The sequence below is a fragment of the Enterococcus sp. 4G2_DIV0659 genome, from assembly GCF_002140715.2.
Taxonomy (GTDB): domain Bacteria; phylum Bacillota; class Bacilli; order Lactobacillales; family Enterococcaceae; genus Enterococcus_L; species Enterococcus_L mansonii.
Window position 1 is genome coordinate 67,518 of sequence record NZ_NGLE02000001.1, and the last position, 17,454, is coordinate 84,971.

Below are 17,454 nucleotides of genomic sequence, written 5' to 3' on the forward strand. Positions count from 1 at the left end.
AATGAGAATGACGACTATTATGTCTTCTTATATTACTTTACATAATATTTTTATGGTAACCTAATTTGTATGGATAAAAAAATAACCAACTAAATATAGCGCTAGGCTATATTTAGTTGGTTATTTCGAGTGATTATTTAAAAATTGTGACTTCTTTCTTTACTTCAACTGTGACTTTTCCATTTTTAATCACATAATTTCTTTCTGGTATATCAATGATTGCATCGGCTTTTACGGTCGTATCTAGTAAGACTAAATCAGCTTTGTTACCGATTTGGATGCCGTAATTAGACAGACCTAAGGCTTTTGCTGGATTTTCTGTGATCATTGGTAAAACTGTCGGCAAATCGTCAGCACCGCCAAGATGACCTACTGGTATTGCAAGCATGGCGATTTGCATTAAATCACCATTTCCATATGGAGTAAAAGCGTTACGAATATTATTCGTTGCTAGGCAAACATTTACACCACCATCACGTAATTTTCTAATTGGTGTAACTGCTCTTCTAACATTATACGGATCGTTTCTGGCTCCGAGATGTAAGTCAGTCGCTGGAAGAGCCATCACACTTATATTCGCTTCAGCCATCAATGCAATTATCTCTTTCAAGCGGTTCGGTTCTAAGGCGTGTAGTGCTGTCAAGTGACCGACAGATACTCTTCCTTGATATCTCTCAGCAATCGTTTTCTGACATAAATATTCTATAGACATATCTGTTGCTTCATCACTAAAGTCTTGATGTAGGTCGATATCCTTATCATATTTTTTGGCAATTTCAAAAACTAGATCAATATGTTTATCCGCAGGCGCATCATTATAAGGGATTCCTCCAACAACGTCTGCTCCCATCTCCATTGCTTCATACATCATTTTTTCTGTACCTGGCGCTTTAAAAATTCCTTCTTGAGGGAAAGCAACGACTTGCATATCAATTAAGTCTCGGTACTCCTCTTTTAATTTTAAAATCGTCTTAAATCCAGTAAATCCTTGAGCTGGATCAAATTCCGAATGTGTTCTTACCGCAGTTACACCGTGAGCAATAATCATTTCTAAAGCTTTTTTAGCACGGTTGTATATATCTTCTTCAGTAAATGTCGGTTTCAATTCAGCCGTCACTTGGATTGCTTCTTGCAGCGTGCCAGATTTATTCGGTTTTCTATCTGCGATTAATGCTTTATCCAAATGAATATGACTTTCAACTAACCCAGGAATTAAAACTCGGCCATTCGCTTCAATTACTGTCGCTGCATCATCAGTTAAGTCATCGGAAATTGCGACGATTTTCCCCTCTTTAATCCCTATATCTTGTAACGCTTGTTCATCACTTATTCGCGCCTTTTTAATTAGAATATCCATTGTTTACACCCCATCTATTTTAGTTAAATAAAGAATCCAATTGCTATCAATATCACAGAAGCTATACTAATCCATTTTACGTTGCCTTTTACAACCTCTAGTATAGGGATTTGGAAGCCTGATGATAATGCCTGCATCGTAATATTTACAAAACTCATTTGACTACCTAGACCTACACCGACTGCGACTAATCCAAGTTCTATTGAAGAAAAGCCCAATGATACAGCTACTGGTAATACTAGAGTCAATACTGAGCCAACATAAGCACCAGCAGGAACACCAATCAAAATTCCGGTTAAAATAGCAACTGGAACCATGATCATAGCTGGAGCAGCGCTTGCAATGCCCGCAATAACAGCAAAAGTACCTGTTTGAGCAATAATATTAATAAAAGCTAGAAAAATCCCTACTTGAAAGAGTCGAGTTAAAATATAAGTTGAGCCATCAACCATTGCTTCAACGGACTGATTCAATGTAAAATCAGAACAAATAAAAATTAATGCCAATGTTAAAATCATATACACTAAAGGAGTCAATAATGGGAAGCCAGCTAAGTCATTTACTACAGGACCAAAAATGACAGCAAACAATAAGAAAATTGCAGGTAATGTTAATTTAAATAACGCTTTGTTACTCATTGTTGCGTATTCATCATCACTATTTTCTTTAAAACCAATGTTTCGTCTTTTTGTTCCCCAAAAAGCTAAAATGATTGCTAAAACACAAAAGACTAACCAAATTGGACGCATATCAGAAACATATTTAGCAACACTAAAATCGCCTAGTTTGGAAACAATACTCGATTCTAATGAAGCTGGTGATGTTGTAAATGAAACTGCTGCAGCTAGTGACATCGCAGCAATCAACTCAGGAACTACACCAACGGCCACAAATGCCAAGGGTGCAATAACCATAGCACTTCCTCCGCCAATACCAGACATATAAGTCGCTGCAGCTAATAAAATAACAATAAATGCTGAAACGTATTCTACTTTTCCTTTTGTTCCTCTTTTTGCCAATGTTAAGGCCGCTGAATAACCACCAGATTTAAACACAGCCATTGCAACAGCAGAATTAATAATAGGAACAGTTATTCCAAGCATCATAGGAATTGTTTCCAATAACTGTTTATTTGCTTGTTCTATACCAATTCCACCGATAATCATTGCCAATACACCGCCAACAAATCCAGCAATAATCATATCAACTTTCATAAATAACAGAACCAAAACGAGAATCAACGGGATTATAACAATAACTGCCTTTATCCCTGTTGGTGCCGTAATCTTACCAATTTCTTGAGCAAATGCCGGCACAAAAGAAAAAAGAAATAAAATACCGAGCAATGCCCCACTTAAAAACCTTTTTGCCATTTTCATAATACGTCTCCTCACAATAGTTAATAAAATCATTTTAAGCATCTAGTTATACCTATTTGTTTTAAATTTTGAATTAGGATAAATAACTAGAAAAATCACCAACGCCTTACTGTATACTCCTCTCCTTTCATTTATAATAATACGTTTATTTTACAAAAAAAGAAAAGAGAATGCACTTACATAAATGATCTATACAAAAAATGAGTGTGGGACAAAAAACTAAAAATCAGTTTTGTTTCACACTCTAAATCCTAATAAACGGTGGACAAAAGCCAGGTTCTTCGGCAATTTTGCAAAAATCGAGCAATGCAAGAAGCGTATTGTTCGATTTTTGCATTGCTCGAACCTAATCAACTTTTGTCTCAACCTCATCATAGTCACTATTTTTCTAATAAATCAGATAAGTCATAGGGAGTGTTTTGGTACACCGCGTAATTTAACCAATTCGAAAATAACAATGATGCTGCCATATGCCAGCGTAATGGCGGTAATTGTTTACTATTGTTATTTGGAAAATAATTTTTAGGAAGTTTAGGATTGACTCCTTTTAGTTGATCCCGTTCAAATTCTTGTTGCAATGTTTCTCGATCATACTCTAAGTGACCCATTGCATAAAATGCTCGATTATTTTTATTACCAACTAAAAAAAGACCTGCTTCAGCGGATTCAGCTAAGACTTCTAATTCATCAATTTTGTCTATATCACTTCTTTTAATCGTCGTATATCGAGAATGAGGGGCAAAAAACACATCATCAAATCCTTTTAAAATGCTCCATGTTGGTGATAAAACATCATGAGAGTAAATTCCACTCAACTTTTGATTCAATAGATATTTATCAATATTATGATGGAAAAAGAGCCCTGCTTGTGCTCCCCAGCAAATATGAAAAGTTGAAAAAACATGTGATGTACTCCAATGAAAAATTTCCTGAAGTTCTTCCCAATAATCTACTTGCTCAAATGGTAACTGCTCAATCGGCGCTCCTGTGATAATTAATCCATCATAAAATTTGTGTTTGACCTCTTTAAAGCGATGATAAAAGCGGTCCAAATAGTCACTAGACGTATTTTTGGCTTCATGACTACTCATATGTAAAAAATCAACGTTGATTTGTAAAGGTGTATTGCTTAATAAACGTAATAATTGGACTTCTGTTTCAATTTTTTTAGGCATTAAATTTAAGATTAAAATTTCTAAAGGACGAATATCTTGATGCATTGCACGTTCTTCGTCCATTACAAAAATTTTCTCTTTTTCTAATACTTTAATAGCTGGTAGTTCTTTTGGTACACGAATCGGCATGCATATTCCTCCTCATTTTCTTTGTATATTCTCATTTTACGATAAAATGTCTCGGAAAGAAAGTTTCTTTCTTGAAAACCTTTAGATAAATCGGTTGAATAATGAAAAAAACATGAGACAGGAAAAACATCCTATCTCATGTTTCTACTTATAGAAGGTTAACTAAGTGATTTATTCTTCTTCTTTTTATTTCTACGTTTCAAGGAGAATAGACCTAAGCCAGCAAGTAAGAATGAACCAAGTAACGCCCAATTGCTAACTATTTCACCATTATTAGGCAGATTTTTTTGCGTTCCGCCAAGTGAACTAGATTTTCCGTTGTTAGTTAAAAGACCATTACTTCCATTACCACCATTATTACTACCTGAGTCTGCTGGAATCACAAATTCAGTTGGAATGCTTCGATTTCCATTCGCATCAAAAGCAACTGCGGTATCTTTCTCATTTGGCATTGCCATGCCTGCTGGAATTTTGACACTATAATTCCCTGAATCGTCAACTTCTCCTGTCGCTACCATTACTCCTGATGGGTTATAAATATTAATTACATAATCAGGATCAGCCGTCCCATTTACTGTGTAGCCTGTTGTTGAGCTACCTGTTACGCTGTTTACTGTTGGCGGTTTAACAGATCTTGTATTAGGATCGTTTGGTAAGTTAAAGACAGCTGGAGCACTTTGATTATTGTTGCTATCTTTTGCAATTGCAGTTAATTGCTCATTAGGAACTGCTAATCCAATAGGAAGTGTGATCGTGAAACCACCATCCGCTGCTGCGATTGCTTGACCTAAAAGCTCGTTATCAGAGTTACGAATTTCTACTTTGTTTCCTGGTGTTGCTTTTCCAATTATTGTGTAACCAGTTAAAGAGCTACCTGTTACTTTGCTAATAGTTGGTGTTGCTACAATTACTGCAGGGTCCGCTGGTGTCATAAATAGCGTTGCAGTACTTGTATTACCTGCGCCATCTTTCGCTATAGCTTTTAATTGCTCTTTTTGAGTCGCTGAGCCGACTGGTATTGACACCATGTAATTGCCGCTGGCATCTGCTACCACTGTGCCAATCACTGTACCACTGGTGTTGCGAATTTCTACTGTGTTACCTGCTGTAGCTTTACCATTTACCACATAACCGCTTGATGAATTTCCTGTTACACTATCAACGGTTGGCGCTGTTACCACTACTGGATCTGCTGGTGTTGTAAATGGTGTTGCTGTACTTTGGTTTCCAGAAGGATCAGTCGCAACAGCTTTCAACTGTTCTACTGGCGTTGCTAAACCTGCTGGAATTGTTACTGTATAATTTCCACCAGCATCCGCTACCGCTGTACCGATCACTGTTCCACCTGTGTTCTTGATTGAAACGGTATCACCAGGTGTTGCTGTTCCCGTTACTGTGTAGCCTGTCGCTGAAGTTCCTGTTACTCCTGTTACTGTTGGGGCTGGAACTACCACTGGATCTGCTGGCGTTGTGAATGGTGTGCCCGCACTTGTATTTCCTGCTCCATCAGTTGCTGTTGCTGTTAATTGTTCATTTGGCGTTGCTGAACCTACTGGGATAACTACTGTGTAGTTTCCACTTGGATCGGCTGTTGCTGTTCCTACTACTGTGCCACCTGAATTCTTAATTGTCACTACATCACCCGCTGGTGCTGTTCCCGTTACTGTATAACCTGTTGATGAATTTCCTGTTACGCTATCAACGGTTGGAGCAGTCACTACTACTGGATCTGCTGGTGTTGTAAATGGTGTTGCTGTACTTTGGTTTCCAGAAGGGTCAGTCGCAACAGCTTTCAACTGTTCCACTGGCGTTGCTAAACCTGCTGGAATTGTTACTGTATAATTTCCACCAGCATCCGCTACCGCTGTACCGATCACTGTTCCACCTGTGTTCTTGATTGAAACGGTATCACCAGGTGTTGCTGTTCCCGTTACTGTGTAGCCTGTCGCTGAATTTCCTGTTACTCCTGTTACTGTTGGGGCTGGAACTACCACTGGATCTGCTGGTGTTGTGAACGGTGTACCCGCACTTGTGTTTCCTGCTCCATCAGTTGCTGTTGCTGTTAATTGTTCATTTGGCGTTGCTGAACCTACTGGGATAACTACTGTGTAGTTTCCACTTGGATCGGCTGTTGCTGTTCCTACTACTGTGCCACCTGAATTCTTAATTGTCACTACATCACCCGCTGGTGCTGTTCCCGTTACTGTATAACCTGTTGATGAATTTCCTGTTACGCTATCAACGGTTGGAGCAGTCACTACTACTGGATCTGCTGGTGTTGTAAATGGTGTTGCTGTACTTTGGTTTCCAGAAGGGTCAGTCGCAACAGCTTTCAACTGTTCCACTGGCGTTGCTAAACCTGCTGGAATTGTTACTGTATAATTTCCACCAGCATCCGCTACCGCTGTACCGATCACTGTTCCACCTGTGTTCTTGATTGAAACGGTATCACCAGGTGTTGCTGTTCCCGTTACTGTGTAGCCTGTCGCTGAAGTTCCTGTTACTCCTGTTACTGTTGGGGCTGGAACTACCACTGGATCTGCTGGTGTTGTGAACGGTGTACCCGCACTTGTGTTTCCTGCTCCATCAGTTGCAGTTGCTGTTAATTGTTCATTCGGTGTTGCTGAACCTACTGGGATAACTACTGTGTAGTTTCCACTTGGATCGGCTGTTGCTGTTCCTACTACTGTGCCACCTGAATTCTTAATTGTCACTACATCACCCGCTGGTGCTGTTCCCGTTACTGTATAACCTGTTGATGAATTTCCTGTTACGCTATCAACGGTTGGAGCAGTCACTACTACTGGATCTGCTGGTGTTGTAAATGGTGTTGCTGTACTTTGGTTTCCAGAAGGGTCAGTCGCAACAGCTTTCAACTGTTCTACTGGCGTTGCTAAACCTGCTGGAATTGTTACTGTATAATTTCCACCAGCATCCGCTACCGCTGTACCGATCACTGTTCCACCTGTGTTCTTGATTGAAACGGTATCACCAGGTGTTGCTGTTCCCGTTACTGTGTAGCCTGTCGCTGAATTTCCTGTTACTCCTGTTACTGTTGGGGCTGGAACTACCACTGGATCTGCTGGTGTTGTGAACGGTGTACCCGCACTTGTGTTTCCTGCTCCATCAGTTGCTGTTGCTGTTAATTGTTCATTTGGCGTTGCTGAACCTACTGGGATAACTACTGTGTAGTTTCCACTTGGATCGGCTGTTGCTGTTCCTACTACTGTGCCACCTGAATTCTTAATTGTCACTACATCACCCGCTGGTGCTGTTCCCGTTACTGTATAACCTGTTGATGAATTTCCTGTTACGCTATCAACGGTTGGAGCAGTCACTATTACTGGATCTGCTGGTGTTGTAAATGGTGTTGCTGTACTTTGGTTTCCAGAAGGGTCAGTCGCAACAGCTTTCAACTGTTCCACTGGCGTTGCTAAACCTGCTGGAATTGTTACTGTATAATTTCCACCAGCATCCGCTACCGCTGTACCGATCACTGTTCCACCTGTGTTCTTGATTGAAACGGTATCACCAGGTGTTGCTGTTCCCGTTACTGTGTAGCCTGTCGCTGAAGTTCCTGTTACTCCTGTTACTGTTGGGGCTGGAACTACCACTGGATCTGCTGGTGTTGTGAACGGTGTACCCGCACTTGTGTTTCCTGCTCCATCAGTTGCTGTTGCTGTTAATTGTTCATTTGGCGTTGCTGAACCTACTGGGATAACTACTGTGTAGTTTCCACTTGGATCGGCTGTTGCTGTTCCTACTACTGTGCCACCTGAATTCTTAATTGTCACTACATCACCCGCTGGTGCTGTTCCCGTTACTGTATAACCTGTTGATGAATTTCCTGTTACGCTATCAACGGTTGGAGCAGTCACTACTACTGGATCTGCTGGTGTTGTAAATGGTGTTGCTGTACTTTGGTTTCCAGAAGGGTCAGTCGCAACAGCTTTCAACTGTTCCACTGGCGTTGCTAAACCTGCTGGAATTGTTACTGTATAATTTCCACCAGCATCCGCTACCGCTGTACCGATCACTGTTCCACCTGTGTTCTTGATTGAAACGGTATCACCAGGTGTTGCTGTTCCCGTTACTGTGTAGCCTGTCGCTGAATTTCCTGTTACTCCTGTTACTGTTGGGGCTGGAACTACCACTGGATCTGCTGGTGTTGTGAACGGTGTACCCGCACTTGTGTTTCCTGCTCCATCAGTTGCTGTTGCTGTTAATTGTTCATTTGGCGTTGCTGAACCTACTGGGATAACTACTGTGTAGTTTCCACTTGGATCGGCTGTTGCTGTTCCTACTACTGTGCCACCTGAATTCTTAATTGTCACTACATCACCCGCTGGTGCTGTTCCCGTTACTGTATAACCTGTTGATGAATTTCCTGTTACGCTATCAACGGTTGGAGCAGTCACTACTACTGGATCTGCTGGTGTTGTAAATGGTGTTGCTGTACTTTGGTTTCCAGAAGGGTCAGTCGCAACAGCTTTCAACTGTTCCACTGGCGTTGCTAAACCTGCTGGAATTGTTACTGTATAATTTCCACCAGCATCCGCTACCGCTGTACCGATCACTGTTCCACCTGTGTTCTTGATTGAAACGGTATCACCAGGTGTTGCTGTTCCCGTTACTGTGTAGCCTGTCGCTGAAGTTCCTGTTACTCCTGTTACTGTTGGGGCTGGAACTACCACTGGATCTGCTGGTGTTGTGAACGGTGTACCCGCACTTGTGTTTCCTGCTCCATCAGTTGCAGTTGCTGTTAATTGTTCATTCGGTGTTGCTGAACCTACTGGGATAACTACTGTGTAGTTTCCACTTGGATCGGCTGTTGCTGTTCCTACTACTGTGCCACCTGAATTCTTAATTGTCACTACATCACCCGCTGGTGCTGTTCCCGTTACTGTATAACCTGTTGATGAATTTCCTGTTACGCTATCAACGGTTGGAGCAGTCACTACTACTGGATCTGCTGGTGTTGTAAATGGTGTTGCTGTACTTTGGTTTCCAGAAGGGTCAGTCGCAACAGCTTTCAACTGTTCTACTGGCGTTGCTAAACCTGCTGGAATTGTTACTGTATAATTTCCACCAGCATCCGCTACCGCTGTACCGATCACTGTTCCACCTGTGTTCTTGATTGAAACGGTATCACCAGGTGTTGCTGTTCCCGTTACTGTGTAGCCTGTCGCTGAATTTCCTGTTACTCCTGTTACTGTTGGGGCTGGAACTACCACTGGATCTGCTGGTGTTGTGAACGGTGTACCCGCACTTGTGTTTCCTGCTCCATCAGTTGCTGTTGCTGTTAATTGTTCATTTGGCGTTGCTGAACCTACTGGGATAACTACTGTGTAGTTTCCACTTGGATCGGCTGTTGCTGTTCCTACTACTGTGCCACCTGAATTCTTAATTGTCACTACATCACCCGCTGGTGCTGTTCCCGTTACTGTATAACCTGTTGATGAATTTCCTGTTACGCTATCAACGGTTGGAGCAGTCACTATTACTGGATCTGCTGGTGTTGTAAATGGTGTTGCTGTACTTTGGTTTCCAGAAGGGTCAGTCGCAACAGCTTTCAACTGTTCCACTGGCGTTGCTAAACCTGCTGGAATTGTTACTGTATAATTTCCACCAGCATCCGCTACCGCTGTACCGATCACTGTTCCACCTGTGTTCTTGATTGAAACGGTATCACCAGGTGTTGCTGTTCCCGTTACTGTGTAGCCTGTCGCTGAAGTTCCTGTTACTCCTGTTACTGTTGGGGCTGGAACTACCACTGGATCTGCTGGTGTTGTGAACGGTGTACCCGCACTTGTGTTTCCTGCTCCATCAGTTGCTGTTGCTGTTAATTGTTCATTTGGCGTTGCTGAACCTACTGGGATAACTACTGTGTAGTTTCCACTTGGATCGGCTGTTGCTGTTCCTACTACTGTGCCACCTGAATTCTTAATTGTCACTACATCACCCGCTGGTGCTGTTCCCGTTACTGTATAACCTGTTGATGAATTTCCTGTTACGCTATCAACGGTTGGAGCAGTCACTATTACTGGATCTGCTGGTGTTGTAAATGGTGTTGCTGTACTTTGGTTTCCAGAAGGGTCAGTCGCAACAGCTTTCAACTGTTCCACTGGCGTTGCTAAACCTGCTGGAATTGTTACTGTATAATTTCCACCAGCATCCGCTACCGCTGTACCGATCACTGTTCCACCTGTGTTCTTGATTGAAACGGTATCACCAGGTGTTGCTGTTCCCGTTACTGTGTAGCCTGTCGCTGAAGTTCCTGTTACTCCTGTTACTGTTGGGGCTGGAACTACCACTGGATCTGCTGGTGTTGTGAACGGTGTACCCGCACTTGTGTTTCCTGCTCCATCAGTTGCTGTTGCTGTTAATTGTTCATTTGGCGTTGCTGAACCTACTGGGATAACTACTGTGTAGTTTCCACTTGGATCGGCTGTTGCTGTTCCTACTACTGTGCCACCTGAATTTTTAATTGTCACTACATCACCCGCTGGTGCTGTTCCCGTTACTGTATAACCTGTTGATGAATTTCCTGTTACGCTATCAACGGTTGGAGCAGTCACTACTACTGGATCTGCTGGTGTTGTAAATGGTGTTGCTGTACTTTGGTTTCCAGAAGGGTCAGTCGCAACAGCTTTCAACTGTTCCACTGGCGTTGCTAAACCTGCTGGAATTGTTACTGTATAATTTCCACCAGCATCCGCTACCGCTGTACCGATCACTGTTCCACCTGTGTTCTTGATTGAAACGGTATCACCAGGTGTTGCTGTTCCCGTTACTGTGTAGCCTGTCGCTGAAGTTCCTGTTACTCCTGTTACTGTTGGGGCTGGAACTACCACTGGATCTGCTGGCGTTGTGAATGAAGTTCCTGCACTTGTATTGCCTGCTCCGTCAGTTGCAGTTGCTGTTAATTGTTCATTCGGTGTTGCTGAACCTACTGGGATAACTACTGTGTAGTTTCCACTTGGATCGGCTGTTGCTGTTCCTACTACTGTGCCACCTGAATTCTTAATTGTCACTACATCACCAGGTGTTGCTGTTCCCGTTACTGTATAACCTGTTGATGAATTTCCTGTTACGCTATCAACGGTTGGGGCAGTCACTACTACTGGATCTGCTGGTGTCGTAAATGGTGTTGGTGTACTTTCTGAAGTACCATCGGTAGCTACGGCATTTAATGATTCACTAGCTGTCGCTTGTCCTTGAGGAATTGTAATCGTAAAATTGCCACTTCCATCTGCTACTCCTGTACCAATTACTGTCCCACCTGAGTTACGAATTTCTACTGTATTTCCAGCCGTCGCAGTACCTGTTACTGTATAGCCAGTAGTTGAAGTTCCTGTTGTGTTTGTAACTACTGGTGGTGCTATTACTGCTGCATCTGCTGGTGTTGTGAATGGTGTAGGTATACTTTCGTTAGCGCCAGATTTCGCTACAGCATTTAATGATTCGCTAGCTGTTGCTTGTCCTTGAGGAATTGTAATCGTAAAATTGCCACTTCCATCTGCTACTCCTGTACCAATTACTGTCCCACCTGAGTTACGAATTTCTACTGTATTTCCAGCCGTCGCAGTACCTGTTACTGTATAGCCAGTAGTTGAAGTTCCTGTTGTGTTTGTAACTACTGGTGGTGCTATTACTGCTGCATCTGCTGGTGTTGTGAATGGTGTAGGTATACTTTCGTTAGCGCCAGACTTCGCTACAGCATTTAATGATTCGCTAGCTGTTGCTTGTCCTTGAGGAATTGTAATTGTGAAATTACCACTTCCATCCGCTACTGCTGTACCAAGCACTGTTCCACTCGCATTACGAATTTCTACTGTATTTCCAGCTGTTGCGGTACCCGTTACTGTGTATCCAGTAGTTGAATTTCCTGATGTGCCCGTGACTACTGGTGGTGCTACTACTACTGCTGTGCCAGAATAATAAATATTTGAAACACCGTTAGCAGTGTTGATTAAACCTACATCAATAACATCTGCTTTAACAACAGTACCAACAAATTTAGCATCTAAGTTTTGAGATAGGCTTGTAGGACTAACAACGGTTGTTGGAATTGTAACGGTTGTTGATCCTAGAACTGAAGCATCTGCTAATTGATTAACACCTGCGCCACCAAGACCTACTAATGGTAAGGCTAGATTTATTGCTGTATCTACAGCTCCTTTAACAGGCAATAAGGCAGCATTGATAGTCCCAGCTATGATATTAGTAGGAAGACTAGTACCTGAAGCTTGTAAAGCGTCAACAGCGGCTTTCAAATCTTGTAAAAGAGAAGAAACATTCTGCGCTAAAACTAAGCCTAGTCCATCATCTATATTTGCTTGGATATATGAACCATCTGCTGAAAGTGTTGCTGTAGAAGTAAACTGTGCACTACCAAAATTTTGAAGATTATTTAAAGCATCTATCTTTTGATTAACGGTGGTTAGGTTTAAATTTACACCGGTTAAACTACCTAATGAACCACCAACAATATTGGTTAAAAGAGTTGATAAATCGTTGACCGCATTCAAAGTTCCTGTTAAGAATGTTAAATCAGAAACAGTCAACGTAACATTTGTATCAATTTGCGCTGCTCCATTTGGAGAAACACGCCCGTTTAATTCATTCGGAATAGCCAAAACTGCTTGTTTTGTTCCACTTGTGATAACAGATCCACCAATTAACTCACTTCCAGAAATTGTAAAATCAACATTTTGGGAGGAGCCATCAGCAGCCCAACGATTTGCAGTAGTAGTTCCACTGTTATTTGAACTGGTAATATTAGATAAGATTTCTGCATCTAATATTGCCGCAGAAGCTGTAATTCCTCCTGGTAAGTAAAATGACAATGGAGCAGTTAATGGTGCTATAACTAAACTACTTGTCAACACTAATGATAATGCACGGTATTTATTTTGTTTTTTTGATTTATTGATTTTTTTCTTTTTTTGCTTATCATTTTTCATAATTATCCCCCTCTGACTTTTAAACTGATATCACATAAAAAACAAATAGAAGCTCGCTAAAACAAAAATTAAACACTCTCCTTTCATGATATGAACAACACGAAATATATATAAGCTTCTACCTATGGATTTTATAACCTTTATAATATTTTTGGAAATGATATGAATCGAAAATACTTATTTTTTTTTAATTAAAATTAAATAACGAATGTGAATATAACGAAAATGATTCAAAAAGACTGTTTTAACAACATTTACAAATCATGTATATACTACTTTAAATTTAATCAAAATAATTTATCAACAATACACGTTATTAATGAATTAATATGTTCGTCTATCGAAAAAACGTGTTAGCGCTAACATTTGAAGGTGATTAAAAATAATAAAAACTAAAAGAGAGAAACAGTTTTATTTCTTGCTATTTTTATGAATTTAAATGTTTTAAGTATTATTTTCATATGGCGTTTTTAATAATGGGTACACTGACTGTTTTATTCCAAAAGATAGATCAGGGGAAAGCTATAGCTAATCCTACAAAAAAATCATATCTTACAGGATTCTGCTTAATCGAGGTTCTGTCAACTGTAATTAGACCGATCCCATCCGAGGTGACGTTCCCTAATTTTGTTGACATGTAGACAATTCATTCTATTTGCAGCATCTCATTCTTGTTTACCCACTAAGTGTCACAAAAAAATGAGATAAAATATAAAAATCCCACATAAAAAAACTAGAGTTGCGAAAAACTTACAACTCTAGTCTTAATTTATTAATTTTTAGCAATATCTTTTAATGCAGCTTGAGCTAACAGATTTAAATAGTTCCAAGGTCGATCAAAATGGGGTTGGAAAAAGAAGTCTGATAGGGCCAAATCTTCAACAGTCATTTTATTTTGAACAGCTAACGACAATGTATTAGCGGATTGAGTAATATCGTATTTAGACATTAATTGTCCGCCGACGATGCGATTTGTTCCTTTTTCATAAACTAATTCCATCATCACATTTTCAGTTGTCGGCATAAACTCTGGGCGATAATTATCTTCGAATTGAGTTGCTGATACGTCTAAATTGTTCATTTTTGCACTTTCTAAGGTAACACCTGTTGAACCGATTTTCCAGCCAAACAAGTATAGACCAGAAGTCCCTTGTGTTCCACGATAAGCTAATTTTTGCTCGATTAAATTATAGCCGACTAACATACCTTGGCGAACTGCGTTTGTCGCTAAGGGAATATAATTAGTTGTTTCACTTGGATTATAGTGTACAACTGCACTATCACCGGCAGCAAGAATGTCGGGATTGCTTGAGCGCATAAATTTATCTACTACGATAGCTCCATTTGGTAACATATCTACTTTGTCCTTAAGCAAAACAGTATTGGGAGTAAATCCAACACACATGATGACCATGTCAGCATCAAATTCTTGACTAGGTGTAATTACTTTATTCACATGTCCGTGTTCATCAGCCTTAAATTCTTTAACATTTTCACCTAATGCCAATGTTACACCACGATCTACCAGTTCTTTTTCCAAGACGTCTGTGAAGGGCTTATCCAAATATTTATTCAAAATACGATCCAGACCATCTATCAATGTAACTTCTTTTCCTGATTCTACGAAAGCTTCTACTAACTCAATACCAATGTATCCGCCACCGACAACGACAACTTTTTTCGCCTCTTTTGCTCGTTCAATGATAATATTTGCTTGATTATAGTTTTTACATAATAAGATATTGTCAGATTCAATTCCTTTGATTGGCGGAATGATTGGCCATGAGCCAGTTGTCATTACTAATTTATCATAAGAAACGATTTCTTCAACACCAGTGTGTAAATTTTTTGCAGTAACTGTTTTATGATTAACGTCTATTGTTTCGACTTCATGCTCCATTTTTACTGTAGCTCCAAGTGCCGCAAGTTCTTCAGGACTTGAATAAAACAAGCTGCTAGCTTCTTTCACGACTCCTCCTACATATAGAGCAATCCCGCAAGATAAAAATGATACATTATCATTTCGTTCATAAACGGTTACCTCCGCATTTGGGTGATTTGTTAAAATACTTTTGACTGCAGCTGTTCCTGCATGCGTACATCCTACGACTACGACTTTCATTTTGTAAATCCCTTCTTTCAAGTTAAATTTTTCACCAAGCAACGTATTATGAGCCGCGTGGTCTAGTAAAAATATAACAAACTGAGACCCTACATTCGAGTTCTTTGCTTGTGAATCTTAAACTTATTTTTTCACAAACTTTTCGTTTTTTAACTATTTTTTCATTATAACAAGCTGTATAAAGTATAGAATTCCCTGTGTTAAAACAAAAAAAACTGAGAAACATTAATTTCTCAGCTTGTGAATATAAGTTGTTATTTATTAACTGCCGCAATAATTTCTATTTCAATTAGAACATCTTTAGGCAATCGGGCTACTTCAACAGCAGAACGAGCGGGAAGATGATCAACGAAGGCTTTTGAATAAACGCCATTAAATGCAACAAAGTCATCCATATTTTTTAAGAAGCATGTTGTTTTAACCACATGATCAAAATCACTGCCAACTTCATTTAAGATGGCTTCGATATTTTTCAACACTTGTTTGGTTTGTTCTTCGATTGTTATCCCAACAACCTCTCCTGTTTCAGGACTTAAAGGAACTTGTCCTGAAGCAAACAACAGCCCATTAATTATATTGCCTTGTACATAAGGTCCAATCGCTTTTGGTGCGTTATCTGTATGAATTGATTTCATATTATCCCTCATTTCATTTTTTTTCTTTTGCCTGACAATCTGGGCATAGCCCATATAACTCTAAGCGATGTTCGTTGATTTCAAAACCCGTTAGCTTACTTGCAGCCATTTCCACATCTTCCAAACCTGGATAGTGAAAATCAACAATTTTGCCACAGCTTTGACAGATGGCATGGTAGTGTTTTTTTGAACTAAAATCAAAACGACTTGATGAATCACCATAATTCATTTCTTGAACAAAACCTATATCTGTAAATAGACGTAAATTATTATAAACAGTTGCAACGCTCATATTCGGAAAGCGATCTTCTAGTGAACGATAAATCTCATCCGCAGTTGGATGGCTGTGATTCTCAATTAGATATTCTAAAATTGCATATCTTTGAGGAGTAATACGAATATTGGCTTCTTTTAATTCTTCAAGCGCGTTCTTTACCAATATGTTATCCATTTTGTTCCCCTCCCAGTCTTTCTTTTCTTAAATGATACTATTTCTAATCTATCTTGACAAGAATAATTGAATAATAAAATGTGAAATATCGAATTTATCTCTGATTTACGTTTAAAAAAATGAAATTATATACATTATGAATAGAATATGTAAAAAGAGAGCTAAATATACTGTGCTCTCTTTTTTTGATAAATAATTACTCTGAAAAATGATAAAGCGCAGTTGAAAGATATCTTTCACCATTATCTGGAATAACCGTTAACACTTTTTTACCCGCACCTAATTCTTTAGCAACTTCGATAGCAGCATTCACTGCAGCACCAGCTGATATTCCGGCTAGTATTCCTTCTTCCGTTGCTAATTTTCTAGCAGTCTCCATTGCAGAGTCGCTTGGTACATCCATTACTTTTTCGTAAATGTCTGTATCTAAAATCTTCGGAATAAATCCCGCACCAATCCCTTGTATTTTATGCGGTGCTGGAGTTCCACCTTCTAAAACTGGCGATTCAGTGGGTTCAACTGCAATGATCGAAATTTTAGGATAAACGCGTTTTAATTCCCTGCCAACACCTGTTATTGTGCCACCAGTACCTACACCTGCAACAAATGCGTCTAATCCTGAAGGTCCAAATGCATCTTGGATCTCTCTTCCTGTTGTTTTTTCGTGTACTTCCGAATTTGCGGGATTATCAAATTGCATTGGCATGAAGTAACCATCTTTTTTCGCTAGTTCAGTTGCTTTGGCGATTGCCCCTTTCATTCCTTCTGAACCTGGAGTCAACAGCAATTCAGCGCCATATGCTTGCATCAACTTTTGACGTTCTACACTCATCGTATCTGGCATAACAATCAAAACGTTATACCCTTTCGCTGCACCTACCATTGCCAAACCAATTCCTGTATTCCCGCTTGTAGGCTCAACAATCGTATCCCCCATTTTTAGCTCTCCATTTAGTTGCGCTTTGTTAATCATATTTAATGCGACACGATCTTTAACACTTCCACCAGGATTAAAATATTCTAGTTTTACGTAAACGTCAGCCGCACCAGCAGGAACTAAGTTGTTTAATTTTACAATAGGGGTTTTACCAATCAATTCTGTAACTGAATTAAAAATTTGGGCCATCACACATTCCTCCATTTTCATTTTTTCTGTCATTTTCTTATTTTATAATAGCTCATATAAAGCCATCTGGCTATCGTTTTGCTATTGTAAGCTAATTGATAGGCACTCTTTAAA

The 17,454-nt window shown here is 39.9% G+C and carries 8 protein-coding genes; all 8 read right to left on the bottom strand.

Features of this window, described 5'->3' with window-relative positions; genetic code table 11:
• Positions 1-133 precede the first annotated feature (133 nt).
• Positions 134-1,357 carry an amidohydrolase family protein gene (locus A5880_RS00305; protein ID WP_086330091.1) on the bottom strand — a complete coding sequence of 408 codons (1,224 nt, stop codon included), beginning with the start codon at positions 1,355-1,357 and terminating at the stop codon, positions 134-136.
• A gap of 23 nt (positions 1,358-1,380) precedes the next feature.
• Positions 1,381-2,736: a citrate transporter gene (locus A5880_RS00310; protein ID WP_086330092.1), complete on the bottom strand. Its 1,356-nt coding sequence runs from the start codon at positions 2,734-2,736 to the stop codon at positions 1,381-1,383.
• 380 nt (positions 2,737-3,116) lie between these two features.
• Positions 3,117-4,040 carry a homoserine O-acetyltransferase MetA gene (metA, locus tag A5880_RS00315; protein WP_086330093.1) on the bottom strand — a complete coding sequence of 308 codons (924 nt, stop codon included), beginning with the start codon at positions 4,038-4,040 and terminating at the stop codon, positions 3,117-3,119.
• A gap of 158 nt (positions 4,041-4,198) precedes the next feature.
• Positions 4,199-13,006: an Ig-like domain-containing protein gene (locus A5880_RS16225; RefSeq protein WP_336576920.1), complete on the bottom strand. Its 8,808-nt coding sequence runs from the start codon at positions 13,004-13,006 to the stop codon at positions 4,199-4,201.
• 772 nt (positions 13,007-13,778) lie between these two features.
• Entirely contained in the window at positions 13,779-15,128 is a 1,350-nt protein-coding gene (locus A5880_RS00325) for an NADH oxidase (protein ID WP_086330094.1), read from the bottom strand.
• A gap of 254 nt (positions 15,129-15,382) precedes the next feature.
• Positions 15,383-15,763 (bottom strand): RidA family protein, encoded by a 381-nt coding sequence (locus tag A5880_RS00330; protein WP_086330095.1) that lies wholly within the window; start codon positions 15,761-15,763, stop codon positions 15,383-15,385.
• A 13-nt stretch (positions 15,764-15,776) separates the two neighbouring features.
• Positions 15,777-16,214: a Fur family transcriptional regulator gene (locus tag A5880_RS00335; RefSeq protein ID WP_086330096.1), complete on the bottom strand. Its 438-nt coding sequence runs from the start codon at positions 16,212-16,214 to the stop codon at positions 15,777-15,779.
• A gap of 196 nt (positions 16,215-16,410) precedes the next feature.
• Positions 16,411-17,340: a cysteine synthase A gene (gene cysK / locus A5880_RS00340; protein WP_086330097.1), complete on the bottom strand. Its 930-nt coding sequence runs from the start codon at positions 17,338-17,340 to the stop codon at positions 16,411-16,413.
• Positions 17,341-17,454 lie beyond the last annotated feature (114 nt).

Coding starts and splice junctions, on each gene's coding strand:
- A5880_RS00305 (WP_086330091.1), bottom strand. CDS start 1,357: ATGGATATTCTAATTAAAAAGGCGCGAATAAGTGATGAACAAGCGTTA.
- A5880_RS00310 (WP_086330092.1), bottom strand. CDS start 2,736: ATGAAAATGGCAAAAAGGTTTTTAAGTGGGGCATTGCTCGGTATTTTA.
- metA (WP_086330093.1), bottom strand. CDS start 4,040: ATGCCGATTCGTGTACCAAAAGAACTACCAGCTATTAAAGTATTAGAA.
- A5880_RS16225 (WP_336576920.1), bottom strand. CDS start 13,006: ATGAAAAATGATAAGCAAAAAAAGAAAAAAATCAATAAATCAAAAAAA.
- A5880_RS00325 (WP_086330094.1), bottom strand. CDS start 15,128: ATGAAAGTCGTAGTCGTAGGATGTACGCATGCAGGAACAGCTGCAGTC.
- A5880_RS00330 (WP_086330095.1), bottom strand. CDS start 15,763: ATGAAATCAATTCATACAGATAACGCACCAAAAGCGATTGGACCTTAT.
- A5880_RS00335 (WP_086330096.1), bottom strand. CDS start 16,214: ATGGATAACATATTGGTAAAGAACGCGCTTGAAGAATTAAAAGAAGCC.
- cysK (WP_086330097.1), bottom strand. CDS start 17,340: ATGGCCCAAATTTTTAATTCAGTTACAGAATTGATTGGTAAAACCCCT.